This window comes from Formosa undariae, from assembly GCF_042427615.1.
In the GTDB taxonomy this organism is placed as follows: Bacteria; Bacteroidota; Bacteroidia; order Flavobacteriales; family Flavobacteriaceae; genus Formosa; species Formosa undariae.
Genome location: NZ_JBHMEZ010000003.1, coordinates 313566 through 332620, shown reverse-complemented (window position 1 = coordinate 332620; position 19055 = coordinate 313566). Strand labels below are relative to the sequence as shown.

Annotated in this window: 18 protein-coding genes; 9 read left to right on the top strand and 9 right to left on the bottom strand. The window is 32.9% G+C overall.

Annotated features, from left to right (window positions below):
* Positions 1-2: 2 nt before the first annotated feature.
* Positions 3-665, bottom strand: coding sequence for an HAD family hydrolase (locus ACFFVB_RS04900; RefSeq protein WP_382381596.1), 663 nt, complete (start codon positions 663-665; stop codon positions 3-5).
* Between the two features lie 120 nt (positions 666-785).
* Between ACFFVB_RS04900 and ACFFVB_RS04895 the strand changes: the two genes are divergently transcribed.
* Positions 786-965, top strand: coding sequence for a hypothetical protein (locus ACFFVB_RS04895; RefSeq protein ID WP_382382239.1), 180 nt, complete (start codon positions 786-788; stop codon positions 963-965).
* A gap of 5 nt (positions 966-970) precedes the next feature.
* Positions 971-1354 carry a YchJ family protein gene (locus ACFFVB_RS04890; protein WP_382381595.1) on the top strand — a complete coding sequence of 128 codons (384 nt, stop codon included), beginning with the start codon at positions 971-973 and terminating at the stop codon, positions 1352-1354.
* Positions 1355-1364: 10 nt separating this feature from the next.
* On the opposite strand, the gene ACFFVB_RS04885 is transcribed toward ACFFVB_RS04890, so the two are convergent.
* The 7 genes from ACFFVB_RS04885 to tsaD form a co-directional block, all read right to left on the bottom strand.
* Entirely contained in the window at positions 1365-1787 is a 423-nt protein-coding gene (locus tag ACFFVB_RS04885) for a DM13 domain-containing protein (RefSeq protein WP_382381594.1), read from the bottom strand.
* Between the two features lie 68 nt (positions 1788-1855).
* On the bottom strand, positions 1856-3034 hold the full coding sequence (locus ACFFVB_RS04880; protein WP_382381593.1) for a THUMP-like domain-containing protein: 1179 nt from the start codon (positions 3032-3034) through the stop codon (positions 1856-1858).
* Positions 3035-3041: 7 nt separating this feature from the next.
* On the bottom strand, positions 3042-4127 hold the full coding sequence (locus ACFFVB_RS04875) for an AI-2E family transporter (protein WP_382381592.1): 1086 nt from the start codon (positions 4125-4127) through the stop codon (positions 3042-3044).
* Positions 4128-4149: 22 nt separating this feature from the next.
* A complete protein-coding gene (locus ACFFVB_RS04870) occupies positions 4150-4653 on the bottom strand; it encodes a TrmH family RNA methyltransferase (RefSeq protein WP_382381591.1) in 504 nt (167 codons plus the stop codon).
* A gap of 7 nt (positions 4654-4660) precedes the next feature.
* Complete coding sequence (locus ACFFVB_RS04865) at positions 4661-5317, bottom strand: DUF4159 domain-containing protein (protein WP_382381590.1); 657 nt, start codon at positions 5315-5317, stop codon at positions 4661-4663.
* Positions 5310-6014: a 16S rRNA (uracil(1498)-N(3))-methyltransferase gene (locus ACFFVB_RS04860; RefSeq protein WP_382381589.1), complete on the bottom strand. Its 705-nt coding sequence runs from the start codon at positions 6012-6014 to the stop codon at positions 5310-5312. The genes ACFFVB_RS04865 and ACFFVB_RS04860 overlap by 8 nt, the downstream gene beginning before the upstream one ends.
* A gap of 48 nt (positions 6015-6062) precedes the next feature.
* Positions 6063-7085, bottom strand: a complete 1023-nt coding sequence (gene tsaD, locus ACFFVB_RS04855) for a tRNA (adenosine(37)-N6)-threonylcarbamoyltransferase complex transferase subunit TsaD (protein ID WP_382381588.1) — start codon at positions 7083-7085, stop codon at positions 6063-6065.
* Positions 7086-7210: 125 nt separating this feature from the next.
* Here tsaD and ACFFVB_RS04850 point away from each other — a divergent pair, with 125 nt between their 5' ends.
* The 7 genes from ACFFVB_RS04850 to ACFFVB_RS04820 all read left to right on the top strand — a co-directional run bounded on the left by ACFFVB_RS04850 (position 7211) and on the right by ACFFVB_RS04820 (position 18303).
* The gene (locus ACFFVB_RS04850) at positions 7211-11584 is read left to right on the top strand and encodes a translocation/assembly module TamB domain-containing protein (RefSeq protein ID WP_382381587.1); all 4374 of its coding nucleotides are present in this window, start codon (positions 7211-7213) and stop codon (positions 11582-11584) included.
* Positions 11585-11739: 155 nt separating this feature from the next.
* Positions 11740-12726, top strand: a complete 987-nt coding sequence (pfkA, locus tag ACFFVB_RS04845; RefSeq protein ID WP_382381586.1) for a 6-phosphofructokinase — start codon at positions 11740-11742, stop codon at positions 12724-12726.
* Positions 12727-12742: 16 nt separating this feature from the next.
* A complete protein-coding gene (gap, locus tag ACFFVB_RS04840; protein WP_382381585.1) occupies positions 12743-13747 on the top strand; it encodes a type I glyceraldehyde-3-phosphate dehydrogenase in 1005 nt (334 codons plus the stop codon).
* 81 nt (positions 13748-13828) lie between these two features.
* Positions 13829-14692, top strand: coding sequence for a BadF/BadG/BcrA/BcrD ATPase family protein (locus tag ACFFVB_RS04835; RefSeq protein WP_382381584.1), 864 nt, complete (start codon positions 13829-13831; stop codon positions 14690-14692).
* Positions 14692-15054, top strand: coding sequence for a methylglyoxal synthase (locus tag ACFFVB_RS04830; RefSeq protein ID WP_382381583.1), 363 nt, complete (start codon positions 14692-14694; stop codon positions 15052-15054). The genes ACFFVB_RS04835 and ACFFVB_RS04830 overlap by 1 nt, the downstream gene beginning before the upstream one ends.
* Positions 15055-15198: 144 nt before the next feature.
* Positions 15199-15942, top strand: coding sequence for a YoaK family protein (locus ACFFVB_RS04825; protein ID WP_382381582.1), 744 nt, complete (start codon positions 15199-15201; stop codon positions 15940-15942).
* A gap of 540 nt (positions 15943-16482) precedes the next feature.
* Positions 16483-18303: an SLC13 family permease gene (locus tag ACFFVB_RS04820; RefSeq protein WP_382381581.1), complete on the top strand. Its 1821-nt coding sequence runs from the start codon at positions 16483-16485 to the stop codon at positions 18301-18303.
* Between the two features lie 55 nt (positions 18304-18358).
* Here the strand turns inward: ACFFVB_RS04820 and ACFFVB_RS04815 are convergent, their stop codons facing one another.
* Positions 18359-19036: a methyltransferase gene (locus ACFFVB_RS04815; RefSeq protein WP_382381580.1), complete on the bottom strand. Its 678-nt coding sequence runs from the start codon at positions 19034-19036 to the stop codon at positions 18359-18361.
* Between the last annotated feature and the right edge of the window lie 19 nt (positions 19037-19055).

Below are 19055 nucleotides of genomic sequence, written 5' to 3'. Positions count from 1 at the left end.
TCTTAATTTTCGAATTCAGATTTTATGTTTTCGTATGTGATTTCACTATAATCGGAAATCAATTTATTAGCCAATGTATAGGATTGATTTTTAGAATGCTCGCTCTTGTAAGCCACGCAATAGATTCCAGCCGCATGTGATGCTTTTATACCACTCGTTGAATCTTCAATAACCATACATTCTGAAGGTTTAAAACCTGCAATTTCTGCTGCACGTTCAAAAATCTCTGGATGTGGTTTAGAGGCTTCAAGATCTGCTCCAGAAACACGACCTTTAAAATATTGATCTAATTCGAAGCGCGTAAACACATCGTGAATTGTAATTTGTGATGCAGATGATGCTAAAACAAGTGTAATTCCGTTATTGTAATAGTTTTGTATTAAATCTAGTACTCCAGGAAGGAGGTCCAAATCAGGATCGTTTTTAAAAAGCTTTTGAAATGCTTTACGTTTTAATTGCACCAGCTCTTCAGGATCATTTTGCAACCCAAAATGCTCACAAATTCCTTTACAGGTACTAATTGTAGAGCGCCCTGTGTAACTTTGGTATAAATCGAGAGGGACTTCAATATTAACAGTTTTAAACATGTCGTAATATGCCTTGTAATGTAGGGGTTCGGTATTTACAATAACACCATCCATATCAAATAAAACTGCCTTTAACATATCCTTTATTTTTGTTTGCGAAGATATAAAAGCATTTTAGGTTATTTTATAAGAAAGCATTAAAATAAATTGAATTAATTATTCCGTTTATTGAATGTACGCATTTATTAAATCGTAATTTTGAAACGAAATTTTGGAACAATGGCTAAAAAGGGAAAAGAAAAGAATACAAAAAATAAGGCGAAACATTCCAAATTAATGGATCGTAAAAAGAATAAATTACGCACCGAAAAAGAATTACATAAGGAGCGTTTAAAGGCTATTGTAAAGAAATCTCAAGAAAATCAATCTAATTCATAAGTGTTATGAAGTGTCCGTGTTGTAGTGAGAAATTGTATAAAGATTGTTGCGAAATTGCACATTTGGATCTGACGCAAGTAAAAACTGCCGAAGATTTAATGCGATCTCGCTATGCTGCTTTTGTTTTTGCAAATGGCGATTATTTAATGGCAAGCCATCATGAAAGCACAAGACCTTCTAAAGAGAAAAAATCTATTGTACAATGGTCTAAATCTGTAGATTGGATAAAACTTGATATCCTAAAAACGACTAAAGGACTAGAAGCAGATACAGAGGGAACAGTCGAATTTAAAGCGATCTTTCAAGAAGAAGGAGAGCTACAAATGATACATGAAAACTCTAGATTTGTTAAGGAAAATGGCTGTTGGTTTTATATTGACGCCCTTTAAAGTAGTCCTTTTATTCTAAAACGGCATATCCGAAATTAACAGAGAAATCTACGCACCAAACAACTGCATATTTATACTTTGTTATATCTGTATTATTAGGTAATAAGTAGGTGTAATCTCCATCCAAACCTTTTAATTTACCCAAAGTAATGTAATCATTAACATCTAAACCGGTCGCTAAATATAGTTCCAATATCGGGCCGTCATCAGATTTAAAATTTGTTAGTTTTAATTCTGTACGCTCTTCATTTACAGTCGCGACACCAGAAGTTGGATGAGCAGAGTTTATAAAATCTCCCATAACAGATGTAATATCTTCTTGTTCCATTTCGCCGACAGTAATGGAATCGTTGATAATAGTGGAATCGTCGTTAGAAGAACAACTACTTTGAAATACGACTAGAACGAAAATTGCTAAAATTTTGAGTTTCATTTTAATTGGTTTAGGTTTAATTAAAAGTCGAAACAAGAATAGGATACTTACATCTAGTTGAAGATGCGTTATGCTTTTTTACAGATAATTACGATCTTATTCGTCTCTAAATCAGTGGTAAAAAACAAATACACATCGCCACCGTCTTTAATTTTAAGCTTCTTTCTTAAATCTGAAACCGAGTCTTGGAAATTACGAGTCGTAATGTTCGCCTTTTTTATGCCTTCTTTCTGAATTGCTTTTTTGTTAAAAGGTATCGTTTTAATAATTTCAAAGACACGCCCTGGAAATTCTAATTTTTCTTGAGAAGTATATAAGTGAGAATGTTTCTGAAGTTTAAATACGCCCAATTGATGCGCAACAGAATTGAAAGCCCCAGCTTTTAAAATAGCGGAGTTAGGCTCGTAAAGGAAGCGTAAGGGGGTGCTGTATTCTGTATATAATTCACTTTCTAGATCAATAGGGAAATCAAAAGATTCTATAGTATGCTTGGTAATATTAGCTGTATGTACCGTAAAGGTGTTAGATGCACTACGATCTAAAACCCATAATAATTCTTTCACATCGTTATTTAAAGCAACCACATATAGTGCTTTTACATATTTTAGCTCTTGGCATCCAATAGTTATATCTAGAAGGGGAGAGGTTTTAACTAATATTTTATCGGCATGTTTAAATAAGAGATCCAAATGTTCTGGTACATTAGGTAAACAGTCGTTAAGGAAAAATACTTTGCCTTTACTATCGTGACGTCTGGAAGGATCTACATAAATCCAATCGAATATCTTCGTTGAGTTTTTTAAATAGGAAATTCCATCTTCAGGAATAGTTCTAATAGTATCAACTTTTAATTGCTGAAAGTTATGAGCCACTATGTCACTTAAATTGGTGTTGATTTCGCAGTGAGTGACGTGTTTAAACTGTTTAGAAAAGGCATAACAATCCACTCCAAAACCACCTGTAATATCTAAAATAGAATCTCCGGAAAGTAAGGCCGCTTTGTGTTCGGCTGTACGTTCTGAAGATGTTTGCTCTATATTTAATTTATTCGGGTAATAAATATTAGGCGTGTTATACCAACTTGGTAATTTGTTTACACAACGTTGTTTTGCTTCTATTTGTTCTACAATATCGGATGTTTCTACTCCTTCAAAAGTAGTTCCTTTTAGTAGTATAGATGTGACATTAGATTTTAAATTACGAGTTATAAAATCTTGAATTTCAGTATTTAATATTAGTTTGTTCAACGCGTTGCTATAAATCTTTAGTAAGGTGTTTTACAATCTTGTTTTCAGATAAAAACTCTTTCATAATAACTTTCAGAGCAGTATATGCTGGCACGGCGATTACCATACCTATAATTCCAAAAAGAATTCCGGTAATAATTATAACTAAGAATATCTCTAAGGGATGTGATTTAACGCTACGTGAGAATATTATAGGCTGACTAAAAAAGTTGTCGATTAATTGTGCAAAACCAAATCCGATTAAAACATAAATTGTAGTAGAAAGTGCAATACTAAATTCATTTTGGAGGTTACTAGATAGCGTTAAAACAATCATTAAAATCGCACTAATTAACGGTCCGATATATGGGATTAAATTTAATAGAGCGCATAAAAATGCAATGACAATGGAGTTTTTAATTCCGAAAATAGAAAGTACTATGGCATAAATGACAAACAAAATTAAAATTTGAATGAGTAAGCCAAGGAAATATCTAGATAATAAGTGTTTAATGGTGTATAACGATTTTTTTACGCGATGTTTTTTACTCTCTGGAACGAGAATCATAAAACTGTTTTCCAGTATTCTTCTATCTTTTAAAAAGAAAAACGAAATGAATAATACTGAGAAAAAAGCAATACTAAAGGTTCCGAATCCGCTTAAGATAGAGTTTAAGAAATCTGGTATAACGGAATAATTAATTTTGGATAGTAAATGATAGTCTTTTAACGACTTTTCTAAATATATATGTTTGCCCTCTAAATAGTGTGCGACTTCTAAATAGACAGTATTAAAATTACCTTGAAGTTTATTAATATCTAAGAGCGATAGGTTATGACCTTGTTCAATAACCAAAGGAATAAAAAGTAATATTAATCCAATTAGTGATCCCACAATTAAGAGCATAGCCAGTACTACAGAAACAGAATCGTTAAATTTAAAACGGTCTCTAAAGAGTTGCACTAAAGGGGATCCGGTAAGAGAAATGACTGCAGAAATAACAATATATACAATAACAGATTGTATCTGATATAAAAAATATAAGATAAGAGCGATAAACACTAGTGTAAATATTGCCCTTAAAATGCCGTTTGCTATCGTTCTTGAATTCATAACGTAAATATAGATAAAAGGATTAAAGACTTTGTTTGGTTAATTCGTATAAAATAATATTAGTTGCTTGCACAACATTCATACTGCTGTTTTGTCCAAACATATCTATATGTACGACCATATCCGACACTTTTAAAAGGGTTTCCGAAACGCCAAAATTTTCATCTCCAATAAGTAGTGCAATAGGTTGAGAAGTATTGAAATTAGCTTCTCTTAGCGGTATACTTGAATCTGTAATTTCTAAAGCTATAATTTGATATCCGTCAGATTTTAATTTAGAAATCGTTTCATTAATATCTGACTGCATTTCGAAAGGGACCACTTTTTCGGTTGCCCGAGATGTTTTGGTCATTTTGCGTCCCAAAGGAATATATGGACCACATAAAATGAGTTTTTCAACTCCAAAAGCATCAGCTGTTCTAAATAAACTTCCAATGTTTGGTGCGTTAGTTACGTTGTCGCAAACCAATGTAATTGGAAATGTTTTTTTACTGAATTGCGTATTATAATGATTGAGTTGAGCCATTTAAATCTTAATGATTAAAAACGTAATAAATTATATTTGCACCCATTTTAAGTGCTTTTTCGCGAACATCTTCAGGATCGTTATGGACCTCAGGGTCTTCCCAACCATCTCCCAAATCACTTTCAGTTGTAAAAAGGACAATCATACGTCCGTTGTGAAATAGGGCGGAGGCTTGTGGGCGTTTGCCATCGTGTTCATGAATTTTTGGTAAGCCTTCAGGAAATGAATTTGGTTTTTGAAAAATCTCGTGCGTCGCTGGTAATTCTATTAAATCTTGTTCTGGAAATACGTCTTTTAGGGCTTTAGTAATGTATGGCTTTAAACCATAATTATCGTCGATATGCAAGAAACCTCCAGAAATTAAATAATTTTTAAGATTTGTTTTGTCGTTGTCGTCGAAAAACACATTTCCATGTCCCGTCATATGAATAAAAGGAAACTGAAATATATCGAGACTTGCCGTCTCTACAGTTTGAACATCAGTATTTATCCTTGTATTGATATGCGTATTACAATATTTAACCAAATTTGGAAGTGAAGTCGGATTACTATACCAATCTCCTCCACCTTTATAATGCAATACTGCAACGTCTTGAGCAGATACAAAAGAGGTTATTACAAATAAGGTAAGGACTAAAAAATACTTCATATGTAATTTATTCATTAATTAATGCTGCGGTATGACAGGCAACAATAGCGGCTGTTTCTGTGCGTAATCTGGTGTGTCCTAAAGTTACAGGAATGAAATTGTTTTTAAGAGCCAATGCAATTTCTTTTATACTAAAATCTCCTTCTGGACCTATTAAAATAGTAAGGTCTGTTTTGGGTTTGATTAACTGTTTTAACGATTTTTTATCGGTTTCTTCGCAATGGGCTATAAAACAAGTTCCTGTTTGTTGTTGTTCTATAAATGTTTTTAATGCAACAGGTTCGTTTAAAGTAGGCATATAATAATGTAAAGATTGTTTCATAGCGGCCTGTAAAATTTTTTCGTACCGTTCTATCTTTACAACTTTTCGTTCACTATGGTCGCAAATAATAGGCGTAATACTATCGATACCTATTTCCGTAGCCTTTTCTAAAAACCATTCGTAGCGATCATTCATTTTTGTGGGAGCCACAGCAAGATGAATGTTGTAATCTCTAGCGTTTTGAAATGTTTTATCTACAATTGTTGCTAAGCAATTCTTAACATCGGCCAGATTCAATTCTGCAGTAAATAACCACCCTTTACCGTTTGTGACGAATAATTTATCGGCCGTACTTTTTCTTAACACTTTTACAATATGTCTGCTCTCTTCTCTAGAAAACGCAATTTGAGTGGTAATTTCGGTAATATCGGGATTGTAAAATAATTGCATAATTTAAATAGCTTCGGTTATTAAATGACCAAGGTTTTATGGATAAGCTTATATTTTTAAACGTGCAGAAGCAGTAATATTGGCTTCTGAAAAATCTTGATCTAAATATTTTAAATAGCCCACAATGGCAATCATAGCTGCATTATCTGTTGTAAATTCAAACTTAGGAACATAAGTGGTCCAACCAAATTTTTGTTCACCATCTTTAAGTGCTTTTCTAATACCTGAATTTGCAGATACACCACCACCAATTGCAATGTGTTTTATGCCTGTTTGTTTGCTCGCAAGTTTTAACTTATCAATTAAAATACCAATAATGGTATATTGTATAGATGCACAAACATCATTTATATTTTCTTCTATAAAATTAGGATTGGCTTTTACCTCTTTCTGAATGAAATATAAAATAGCTGTTTTTAAGCCTGAAAAGCTAAAATTTAAACCATCTACTTTCGGTTTCGTGAATTTATAAGCTTTCGGATCACCTAATTGCGCACGTTTATCAATTTCGGGACCTGCAGGATAACCCAGACCTAAAATTTTTCCACTTTTATCGTAAGCTTCACCAACCGCATCATCTATAGTTTCACCAATGACTTCCATGTCGAAGTAACTATTCACTTTTACAATTTGTGTATGTCCTCCAGAAATTGTCATGGCTAGAAAAGGAAACGGAGGTTTATTAAATCCGTCTTCGTCTATAAAGTGTGCAAGAATATGACCTTGCATGTGGTTTACATCGATTAGTGGGATATCTAAACCATAAGCTAGAGATTTGGCGAAAGATGTTCCTACTAATAGGGAACCCATGAGTCCAGGGCCACGCGTAAATGCAATGGCATGAAGTTCGTCCTTAGAAATACCAGCCTTTAAAAGGGCTTGGGCGACTACGGGAACAATATTTTGCTGGTGTGCTCTAGACGCAAGTTCTGGAACTACACCTCCAAATTCTTCGTGAATCTTTTGACTAGCAACAACATTGCTTAATATTTTTCCGTTATGTATTACAGAGGCTGCAGTATCGTCACAAGAAGACTCAATTCCTAAAATGTAAATATTTTCTGAATGCATTAGAATGTATTAGAAGTATTGTTATTTTTGGGCTCAAAGTTATAACTTTAAACCGTATCAAAAAATTTTTAAAAATACTATCCAAACTAGCAGTCATCATTTTTCTGCTATTCGTCATTTTAATTGTGATTTTAGCAATTCCTGGGGTGCAAACCAGATTAGGGAAATATGCTACATCTAAATTAAATGAGTCTTTCCACACGCATATTAATATAGGCGCTGTGGGTCTTCATTTTAATGGCGAAGTTCAGGTTAAAAATATCTATATAGAAGACTATAAGCAAGATACTTTAATTAGTGCAAAACTCCTTCAAACGCATATTGTAAATTTTAGAAATCTTTATAATGGTAGATTGGTGTTTTCAGAGATTGAATTAACCGATTTAGATTTCAATATCAAAACATACAAAGACGAAGAGCAAACAAACTTGGATGTTTTTGTGGCGCGTTTCGATAATGATAATAACGACGATACTCCGAGTAATTTTTTACTATCCTCCAGCGATGTGTCTATCTATAATGGGCATTTTACATTTACAAATGACAATTTGGAGACACCAGAGGTTATGGTTTTTAATGATGTTACCATCAATGCTTCTAATTTTTTAATTCACGGGCCCAAAGTGTCTACCCGAATAAATACTTTAGAGTTAACCGATAGTAGGGGACTGCATATAGATAATATGAGTACTAATTTTGCGTATACGTTAAACGATATTACGTTCGCGAATTTAGATTTAAAAACAGCGGAGTCTAATTTAAAAGGGGATATTCGATTTGAATTTGATCGCGAAGATCTTCGTTTTTTCACAGATAAAGTTCAGGTGAATGCTAATATTACATCTGCCGATTTAGCACTAAATGACTTGAATTATTTTTATGATGAATTTGGTGTCAATCAGCATGCCGATTTTTCAGTCTTATTAACGGGGACTTTAAACGATTTAAATTTGGACAACCTTAATTTAAAAACCAACAGAGGGTCTAGAATTATTGGCGATTTTAATTTCAAGAACTTATTTAATAGATCTGATGATAGTTTTTACATGAAAGGTAATTTTACCCGACTGTCTTCAACATATAAAGATTTAATTACATTATTGCCAAATTTACTAGGACAGACAATCCCCTCTAACTTTGATAGATTTGGGTATTTTAATATTACGGGAACTTCCGAAGTAACTACCAAAATAATAAAAGCCAATTTAAGGATGAATACCTCCTTAGGGTTAATAGAATCCGATTTGGTTTTAACAGATATTAATGATATTGATAAAGCAAAATACAAGGGAAATATTGTGGTTACAGATTTCGACCTTGGGGATTATATAGATAATACACAATTAGGTAAAACGTCTCTAGATATCGCTATAGAAGGAAGTGGCTTTACCGAAGAAAATGTAGACACTAAGGTTAACGGAAAAGTGTTTTCTTTTGAATTTAATAACTACACATATAGTAATATTTCTGTTTTAGGAAACTTTAAAAAAAGTATTTATAACGGAAATTTAAAGATTGACGATCCTAATTTTAAGCTAGATTTTAATGGTATTGCAGATTTTTCTAGGCAAACAAATATGGTAGATTTCGTTGCCGATGTGCAATATGCGGATTTAAGAAAATTAAATTTTGTAAAAAGAGATACACTGTCTACGTTTAAAGGATTGGTAGAAATGCGTGCTATAGGAACATCTATTAACGATGTAGAAGGACTTATTGCAATGTCTGATGCCAATTATTTAAACGAACACGATAATTATGTGTTTGACGATTTTACGATAACCTCTGTGTTTAGAGATTCTATTAGATATGTCATGATCGATTCTCCAGATATTATAGAAGGAGAAATGAGCGGGATTTTTAGGTTTAGAGATATCGGGATTATGTTTAGAAATGCCATTGGCGGTATCTATAGTAATTTTGAGCCAGATCCTATAAAACAGAATCAATATTTAGATTTCAATTTTAGTATTTATAATAAAATTGTAGAAGTTTTCTATCCAGACATCAAACTTGGTAAAAACACTTTTGTAAATGGTCACGTTCAAAGTAATCAGGAAATGGTGAATTTTAAATTCAAGTCGCCAGAAATTAGACTCTTTGATTATTTTGCTAGTAATATCGAGATAGATGTGAATAACACAAATCCACTGTATAATACCTATATAGAAATTGATAGTTTTTACACCAAGCTTTACGATATTTCAAAATTTAGCTTAGTAAATAAAACCATGAACGATACCTTGTTTATGCGTACAGAATTTCAGGGAGGAAAGCGTAATGACGATATTTTTAATTTAAACTTTTACCACACGATTAATGCTGATAACAATTCTGTTTTCGGTTTTAAGAAATCAGATGTTACGTTTAAAAATAATAAATGGGATATTAATATAGATCGGGATACGTTAAACAAAATAGAAATTTCTCGCGATTTACAAGATATTAATATCGATAAACTTTCCATGTCTTTAGGCGAGGAAGTAATTACTCTAGAAGGGTTTTTAAAAGATTCTTTAAATAAAGATTTAGTTCTTAATTTCGATAAAGTAGATTTAGAAAAAGTGACGCCTAAGTTTGACAGCTTGACCTTGGGCGGTATTTTAAATGGTAAGATAGACATACTTCAGCAAAAAGGAAATTACACACCAAGTTCGGATGTTACTATAGATTCTCTAGTCGTAAATACGTTTAATCTAGGTTCCTTTTCTGGTAATATTACAGGAAACGAGAACTTGACACGGTATTTTGTGAATGCAAAAATTAAAAACGATGTAACTAATTCGTTTGCCGCTATTGGATATATTGATGCTATAAATAATGAATCCCATATCGATGTGGATTTAAAATTTGAAAATTTCAATTTACAACCATTTAGTCCGCTAGGAAAAGATGTTATTAGTGATATACGCGGATTTGTTACAGGTGAAGCTAAACTTATTGGAGACTTAAATGAACCATCAATAGAAGGTGCTTTAAACTTAAAAGAAGCAGGATTACTAGTGCCTTTATTAAATACCAATTTTAATTTTGCTGAAGGCTCTCGTGTCTTGTTAAAAGATCAAGAATTTCGTTTCGATAATATTAAAATAACCGATAACGCTTTCGATACAAAAGGTATTTTAGGCGGATTTATACGACATAATAATTTTTCCGATTGGGATTTAGGCATAGACATTACAACAGATCGTTTATTGGTGCTTAATACAGACTATACAGAAGATGCTTTATATTATGGTACAGGATATATAGGAGGGAAAGCAACTATTTATGGACCTACAGACGAACTCGCTATTTCTGTAATTGGAGAAACAAAAAAAGGAACTGTTTTTAAAATCCCAATGAACGACTCCGAATCTTTTGGAGATAATACGTTTATACATTTTTTAAGTCCGGAAGAAAAACAAGCCAGGTTAGATGGAAAAGAACTTTTTGTAAAGGATATTAAAGGCTTGGAGTTAGATTTTGATTTGGATGTAAATAACGATGCTGAAATCGAAATTGTTATGGATCGTGATTCAGGAAGTACGATTAAAGGTCGAGGAGTAGGTGGGTTATTAATTGAAATTAATACAAACGGTAAGTTTAATATTTATGGTGATTTTGCTGTGTTTAAAGGGGTATACAACTTTATGTATGGTGGTTTAATTCAGAAAGAGTTTACTGTAGAACCCGGAGGAACCTTAGCTTGGGATGGAGATCCACTAGGTGCAAGAATCGATTTAAAAGCGATTTATAAAACACAAGCAAACCCATCTCCTTTATTAGATAATCCTATAAATAAGAGTATTCCTGTTAATGTAGAGATTAACTTGACCGAACAACTCGAAAAACCAGAAGTTAATTTTGGTTTTCAATTTCCAAATGTAAATTCGACAGTAAAATCAGAGTTAACATACAGACTAGAGTCTAAAGAAGATCGTGATAATCAGGCTTTATATTTACTTACTACAGGCTCATTTTCTAGCGGATTAACGGGAATTAATCCTTATGGGACGTTAACCGAACGTTTAAATGGTATTGTAAACGGATTATTTTCAGATAGTGATAACAAGTTAAACATTGGTTTAAATTACGAATTGGGCGAGAATAATCCCGAATATCAAACAGATGATCGTTTTGGGGTGACACTTCAAACTCAAATTAGTGATCGTGTTATGATTAATGGTAATGTCGATGTTCCTGTTGGTGGTGTTAGTCAAACTGTAATTGCAGGTGATATTGAAGTCAACTTTTTACTAAACGAAGAAGGGACTTTAACCGCAAATGTTTTTAACCGAGAAAATAGTATTCAAGATTTTGGTGAAGAAATAGGTTACACTCAAGGTGTGGGTATTTCTTATAATGTCGATTTCGACACCTTCAAAGAATTGCTTCGTAAAATATTTGTTGGCGAAAAGACTAAAACCGATGATGAAAATTCTGAAAATGAAACGCCAGAACTTGTAAGTCCACTTCCGGAGTATATTAATATGAAATCGGAAAATTCGGACGAATAATCCCTTCTATTTTATCTATTTAATCAATTTAGAAATAAGTTTTTTACTTTTTTGTTAATTCAAACGTTATAGTGTTAGAGCACTTGTTAAAAACTTTTAAAAGGGGTTTTATATGTTGATTATCTTTAGTAGCTTTACTAACAAATCAATAAAACATGTCAAAAACCATTAAAAAAATAGGTGTTTTAACATCGGGAGGAGATTCTCCAGGAATGAATGCTGGGATTCGTTCGGTAGTTAGAACATGTGCTTTTCATAATATTGAATGTGTGGGTATTGTTCAAGGTTATCAAGGTATGATTCGTGGTGAATTTATTCCTATGGATGCACGTAGTGTAAAAGGAATCATCAATAAAGGAGGTACCATTTTAAAAACTGCGAGATCTAAAGATTTCAGAACGAAAGAAGGTCGCCAGAAAGCTTATGAAAATTTAAAACAAGAAGGCGTAGATGCTTTAGTTGTTATTGGAGGAGATGGTAGCTTTACAGGAGCAATGATTTTTAGTTCAGAATTTGATATGCCAGTAATGGGGATTCCAGGAACCATAGATAACGATATTTTCGGAACTACACATACATTAGGATACGATACGGCTTTAAACACCGTGGTAGAAGTTATCGATAAAATTAGAGATACAGCTAGTTCTCACGACCGTTTATTCTTTATAGAGGTAATGGGACGCGATGTTGGGCATATTGCGCTTAACGTTGGTGTTGCAGGGGGAGCAGAAGAAATCTTAATACCAGAAGAAAATTTAGGACTAGATAGATTATTAGAATCGTTACATAGAAGTAAAAATTCTGGTAAATCATCAAGTATAGTAATTGTTGCAGAAGGCGATAAAATTGGTAAAAACGTATTTGAATTAAAAGATTATGTCGATGAGCATATGTCGGAATATGAAGTACGTGTATCTGTTTTAGGACATATGCAACGTGGAGGTTCACCATCGTGCTTCGACCGTGTATTGGCAAGTCGTATGGGAGTAAAAGCAGTAGAAAGCTTGTTAGAAGGAAAATCTAATTTCATGGTTGGTTTATTAAACGATGTCATGTCATTAACGCCTTTAGATCAAGCTATAAAAGGTCAATCAAAAATTAACTTAGAATTATTACGTGTGTCAGATATCATGACCACTTAAACATTAAATTTAGAATATGTCAAAATTAAAAATTGGAATTAACGGATTTGGTAGAATAGGTAGAATTGCTTTCAGAATAGCAGTTTCAAGACCTGATATTCAAATAGTAGGGATTAATGATTTATTAGATGTAGATCATTTAGCTTACTTATTAAAATATGACTCTGTACACGGAAGATTTGATGGAACAATTTCAACAAACAACGGTAACTTAGTCGTAAACGGTAATGAAATTAGAATTACAGCAGAACGTAATCCCGAAGATTTAAAATGGGATGCTGTAGAAGCTGAAGTTGTTTTAGATTGTACAGGTATTTTTACTTCATTAGAAGGTGCACAAAAGCACATTACTGCTGGAGCTAAAAAAGTTGCAATTTCTGCACCATCAGGAGATGCTCCAATGTTTGTAATGGGAGTTAACCATAAAGAAGTAAAAGCAACAGATACTATTGTATCTAATGCATCTTGTACTACTAACTGTTTAGCGCCTTTAGCTAAAGTTATTAACGATAAATTTGGTATCGTAGAAGGTTTAATGACAACTGTTCACGCTGCAACTGCAACTCAATTTACAGTAGATGGTCCATCTAAAAAAGATTTTAGATTAGGTCGTGCATCTTTAAACAACATCGTACCTGCTTCAACTGGAGCTGCTAAAGCTGTAGGAAAAGTAATTCCTGAATTAAACGGAAAATTAACAGGTATGGCTTTTAGAGTACCAACTGTTGATGTATCTGTTGTAGATTTAACGTGTCGTATCGAGAAAAGTGCTTCTTGGGATGAAATTAAAGCTGCTTTAAAAGATGCTTCTGAAAACGAATTAAAAGGTATCTTAGGTTATACTGAAGAAGGCGTTGTATCTCAAGATTTCGTATCTGAGCCAAAAACAAGTACATTCGATGCAAACGCAAGTATGGCATTAAATGATAACTTTATTAAATTAGTTTCTTGGTATGATAACGAATATGGTTATTCTTCTAAATTAGTTGATTTAGCACAACACATTGCAACAGTAAAATAATTTATATTAATTAATAATAACTCCACAGAGTTATTGTGTATAAAGCACAGTACTCTGTGGGGTTTTTTTATACCTAGCCTTATGATTTTAATTGTTGATAGCGGTTCTACAAAATCCGATTGGATTGCAGTAGATAAAAATGGGAAACAACTTCTCGAAAAAGTAAGAACTAACGGATTAAACCCTGCTATTCTTTCTGAAAAGAAATTAAAGAAAATTATAAAAAAAAGTGAAGTTTTAACCGAGTACAAAAAGGACGTAACTCACGTGTTTTTCTACGGTGCAGGTTGTGGAACAGATAAACCTAAACAGCAATTAAAAGATGTTTTAGAAGGCTTTTTTGAAAATGCAGAAGTTACTGTCGATGAAGATACTATGGCTGCTGTTTATTCTACAATAAATACACCAACAGAAGCCGCTGTGGTTTGTATTTTAGGAACAGGTTCTAACTGTAGCTATTTTGATGGTACAAAAATACATCAGCGTGTTAAGTCTCTAGGATGGAGTTTAATGGACGATGCTAGTGGGAATTATTACGGAAAACAATTAATCCGCGATTACTACTTTAATAATATGCCTGAAACAATTCGTGTGGCAATGGCTGATAAATATAATTTGGAAGCAGATTATATTAAGTATAACATTTACAAGCAACCGAATCCGAATGCGTTTTTAGCATCATTTGCTGAATTTATGTTTTTAAATAAAGATTCAGATTATATTCAGAACTTAATTAAAGATGGAATTAGATTGTTTGCGAAAAATCAAATTTTACAATTTAAGGAAGAAATTAAAACAGTACCAGTTCATTTTGCAGGTTCAATAGCTTATTTTGCTAAAGCTGAAATATTAGAAGTTGCAAAAGAAATGAATTTTACTGTTGGTAATTTTGCCAGACGTCCAATTGAAGGTTTAGCGAAATTTCATACTCAAGATATAGAATAATGGAAATAGCAATAATCGCTCACGATGGTAAAAAAGCTGAAATGGTTCAGTTTTTAAATGAACACAGAGACATCTTAGATCAGAAGAAAATTTCATTAATTTCTACTGGAACTACTGGGACTAAAGTAGAAAAGGCAGGTTTTAAGGTTATACCATTTTTATCAGGACCTTTAGGTGGAGATGCTCAAATCGCAGCTCGAGTAGCAGAAGGTTTATGCCATATGGTTTTGTTTTTTAGAGATCCTCTAGAAAAACATCCTCACGAACCAGATATTTTTATGCTTATGAGAATTTGCGATGTGCACGATGTGCCATTAGCAACTAACCCAGCAACTGCAGAGTTGTTAATCAAAGCATTATAAAATCAAAAAAATCTCTTCTAGAGATTTTTTTTTGATTTTACTCGAATCACTTCTTCGTTGGGTAAAAGAAGTTTATATTCAGATAATATGGACTAACCTATTAAAACTGTTACTCCAAATTTCAATAAAAAAGTAACAAGACATATGTTTAGACATCAAGGGAAAAGTCGAACTACAAAGCATAATTTACGTATCGCTACAATCTTATCTTTTGTAGCAGGAATTGTAAACGTTTCTGGATTTCTCGCATTTAAACAACTTACCACTAATGTAACCGGTCACTTTGCGCTATTTATTTATGATGTTGCGAATTTAGAGTTCTGGATTGGTACCATTTACTTCCTTTATATTTTCTCGTTCTTGTTTGGTTCTTTTCTTTCGAGTTTTCTAATCGAGAAATTTAAAGAAAGTAGGCAACTTAATGTTTTTGTTTTACCCACGCTTATAGAATGTTTGGTGTTAACTTCTATTGGAGTATTAAGCAATTTCATTGAACTAAAATATCCGGATTTAATTGTATGTCTTCTACTATTTTCTATGGGAGTTCAGAATTCTTTTGTAACAAAAATTTCCAATGCGGTGGTTAGAACAACACACTTAACAGGACTTTTTACAGATTTAGGAATAGATATCTCTCAATTATTTTTTCCGAAATCACACCATAATCGCGAGAAATTAAAATCACAAATTAAATTACGGATTTATATTATTCTTTTCTTTTTTGCAGGTGGATTCATTGGAGGCTTCTTGTATTCTCAATTACATTTCGCTTTAAATACTTTAATTTTTGCTACTCTAATATTATTAGCAAGTTTGTTTTTTGATGATTTTAGATATAAAATAATTAAAACAAGAAGGAAGTATACACGTAAAAGTGTGGGGGCTTAATGCTTTAGATTTTATAATATTCATTACGCTGGAATATACCTATTAAACAGGGGCACTAAAGTTACCTCTATCATTGTAAAAGTAGTAATAGTCTTATGTGCGGTATGCCTTTTAAAATTCAAGATTTTTTATGTCTTCAAAAGGTCAATTTAAGAATTCTAAATGCCATATAATCCTTCGGTATTTTAAATAAATGGGAGAAGTAATGCCCATATCAATTTTCTTTTGAGTTAATAAAAACGAATTTGGGTATCTAATTTTTACCTAATTTAGATTGTGACAAAGCACGTGAAAATTTTGCTTGCTTCTATTTTAGAAGATGTCATAAAGGTGAAACAATTTTGAGTTGCTTGTCATAACCATGTGGTGTATATAGTCTGTGTGCTCCTATATTAGATCTAGGAGGCAAGAATAGTATAGCCGAAATCGAAAAGTAGTTACGACAATGTAATTTTGAATACATGATTGAAGAAAAGGCTGAGTAAAATGCTTAATAGAAATTTTTGAACTGAGTTTTTAAAATTAAATACCATTGCGCTAATGACCATCGAAATTGTTATCATATTTGTTATTTTGGGATTGAGCCTTATTTTCTTTGCGCTCGAACTTTTCTCTATCGATAAAATTTCCATTTTCGTTCTTGCCTCGCTATTATTAGCTGATTTTCTATCGCCAGAAGAAGCGCTTACAGGATTTAGTAATACAGCTACAATTACCATTCTTATGCTCATGATTATTGCTACAGCCATGGAGCAAAATGGGGTGATTAATATGTTGTCAGAATCCATGACGAAGCTCAAAGGTCTACCATTACTGCTTCTTATTCCTGTAATCATGTTTATTGTAGCGGGTATATCTGCTTTTATTAGTACGACGGCAGTTGTTATTGTTTTTGTAAAACTCACCAACGAATTGCATCAACGCTATGGTATATCGCAATCCAAACTTCTATTGCCCATTTCTTTTGCTGGTATTTTGGGAGGTAGTTGTACTTTAATGGGAACGTCTACCAACCTGATCGTAAATGCTATTGCCGAACAAAGTGGCGTACCTAAATTATCGTTTTTCGAGTTTACTAATTACGGACTTATTTTCCTTGGAGTTGGTGTGGTGGTCGTTACGGCTTTGTCGTTCTTACTACCTTACGATTCTAAAAAGACCAAAGATTTCCAAAAGGAACTTCAGGATTTTATTACAAAACTATGTATTAATAAAGAATCGACCTTAATTGGTAAGACTATAGGCGAAACATTCTTGTTTACCAATCCAAACGTGGAATTACTTAAAATGACGCGTGGTGGCATCACTACAAATGCACCAGGAAAATACATTACGCTAAAAGAGGGAGATACCTTGCTCGTAAATGCTAGTATGGAAAACCTTTTGAAGGCAAAGGAAACGGAAGGAATTACTTTATTTAATGAAACTGAAACGGATACAAATGAAGTTGAAGATAAGCCGGAAGAAGAAAAGCCGACCACAAAGAAAGACACGCACATTGTAGAGCTTTTAATACTCCCAAATTCTGATTTATTGGGTTTGCGTTTAGGAGATATAAAGCCCGCTATGATTATGGATGCTATTCCGCTGGCCATTAAAAAGCGTATTAATATACGGAATACCAAAGAACGCCTTATTAGAAAACGTGAAGATAAAATCAGGCTGAAAGTAAGCGATAGATTGCTGATTCAAATAGACGAAGATGAAGTAGATAAATTGGAAAGCATAGAGCATGTTGTAGTAATGCAACAACTATCGAGCAGTACATTTCCTAATACCCGAAAAAAGTATATATCGCTAGCCATTTTATTAATTACTATCGCATTGGCGGCGAGTGGACTGTTTCCTATTGTAAAAAGTACAATTATTGGAGTTTTTCTTTTACTTGTATTTAATTGTCTAAAATTGAATACGGTTTATAAGGACGTTAATTGGGAAGTTATTTTCTTATTAGCAGGATTGATTCCTATTGGTATTGCCATGAAAAACACAGGGGCAGAGGCCTGGTTATCAGAAAATTTAATTGGTATGCTTCAAGGCCAAAGTCCTATGTTGGTTATCGCATCTCTATTTGGAATTACTATGCTTTTTAGCGGTGTTATTTCTAATAATGCAACAGCAATTATAATGACACCCATTGCGCTTTCTGTTGCTGCAGGTTTAAATTTAGACCCTAAATTTTTTATACTGTCCGTATTGTTCGCGGCCAACTTTAGCTTTTTCACACCTATGGGCTATCAAACAAATACCATTATTTATGGACTCGGTATTTATTCCTTCCGCCATTTTGCTATTATTGGAGGTATATTGTCTGCTATTTTATGGGTATTGGCAACGTTCTTGTTTTCGGCTAAGATGTAGGGTGTCTCTAGTGTTTTGTGTTAACGTTATGCTTCATAACTTAAATTGCAAATTTCTAAAAAAGGGTATAACAAGTCGTAACAATAGTACTTTTACCATCTTTTAACGGCATAGACGACAGTTGAGTGACTTCTTGGACCTTAAAATTAAATGGAGGCTCTAAAATATTTACACCACTTCCATTTTTCAATCGAATACCTTGTCCTGAAATAATATCTTTGTTCGGTACAAAATCAGTTGAAGGAAGATGCTCAGTGAGTATCACATATCTAAAAGCAGTTAACTTATTTAAGATATTTTGAATTTCTGAATTCGATAGATGTTGAAGCACTTGTCTTAAAATAGCACAGTCTCCACTTGGAAGCTCATCTACAGCAAGATCTAAGCATGCAAATTTTAAATTATCGGCTTTAAATGTTTCTTTATTATGAATAATAAGATCCGATACAATGTCTATACCAATATAACTACTCGTATATTTTACTAATTGTTTACCAATATTAAAATCACCACAACCTAAATCACATACATGTAAAGCGTTTTCGTGATGTTTTAAAAAAGTAGTGACAACCTGTATATATGGATTAACAAAATCAGGGAGATGAGAGCCTTCTCCAGAATAGAATTTAGTGTGATTATCTCCCCAAAGTTTCATGGTGTACACCTGTTCCATAGCAGCTTTTGTTGGCCAAGGTGTTTTAGTCCTTTTTTTATTAGTGAGATTTTTAGTCATATATCTAAGTGTAAAATGG

Bases quoted from the DNA above. Each gene is read 5' to 3' on its own strand.
- ACFFVB_RS04900 (WP_382381596.1), bottom strand. From the start codon at position 665: ATGTTAAAGGCAGTTTTATTTGATATGGATGGTGTTATTGTAAATACC.
- ACFFVB_RS04890 (WP_382381595.1), top strand. From the start codon at position 971: ATGAAGTGTCCGTGTTGTAGTGAGAAATTGTATAAAGATTGTTGCGAA.
- ACFFVB_RS04885 (WP_382381594.1), bottom strand. From the start codon at position 1,787: ATGAAACTCAAAATTTTAGCAATTTTCGTTCTAGTCGTATTTCAAAGT.
- ACFFVB_RS04875 (WP_382381592.1), bottom strand. From the start codon at position 4,127: ATGAATTCAAGAACGATAGCAAACGGCATTTTAAGGGCAATATTTACA.
- ACFFVB_RS04870 (WP_382381591.1), bottom strand. From the start codon at position 4,653: ATGGCTCAACTCAATCATTATAATACGCAATTCAGTAAAAAAACATTT.
- ACFFVB_RS04865 (WP_382381590.1), bottom strand. From the start codon at position 5,317: ATGAATAAATTACATATGAAGTATTTTTTAGTCCTTACCTTATTTGTA.
- ACFFVB_RS04860 (WP_382381589.1), bottom strand. From the start codon at position 6,014: ATGCAATTATTTTACAATCCCGATATTACCGAAATTACCACTCAAATT.
- tsaD (WP_382381588.1), bottom strand. From the start codon at position 7,085: ATGCATTCAGAAAATATTTACATTTTAGGAATTGAGTCTTCTTGTGAC.
- pfkA (WP_382381586.1), top strand. From the start codon at position 11,740: ATGTCAAAAACCATTAAAAAAATAGGTGTTTTAACATCGGGAGGAGAT.
- gap (WP_382381585.1), top strand. From the start codon at position 12,743: ATGTCAAAATTAAAAATTGGAATTAACGGATTTGGTAGAATAGGTAGA.
- ACFFVB_RS04835 (WP_382381584.1), top strand. From the start codon at position 13,829: ATGATTTTAATTGTTGATAGCGGTTCTACAAAATCCGATTGGATTGCA.
- ACFFVB_RS04830 (WP_382381583.1), top strand. From the start codon at position 14,692: ATGGAAATAGCAATAATCGCTCACGATGGTAAAAAAGCTGAAATGGTT.
- ACFFVB_RS04825 (WP_382381582.1), top strand. From the start codon at position 15,199: ATGTTTAGACATCAAGGGAAAAGTCGAACTACAAAGCATAATTTACGT.
- ACFFVB_RS04820 (WP_382381581.1), top strand. From the start codon at position 16,483: ATGACCATCGAAATTGTTATCATATTTGTTATTTTGGGATTGAGCCTT.
- ACFFVB_RS04815 (WP_382381580.1), bottom strand. From the start codon at position 19,036: ATGACTAAAAATCTCACTAATAAAAAAAGGACTAAAACACCTTGGCCA.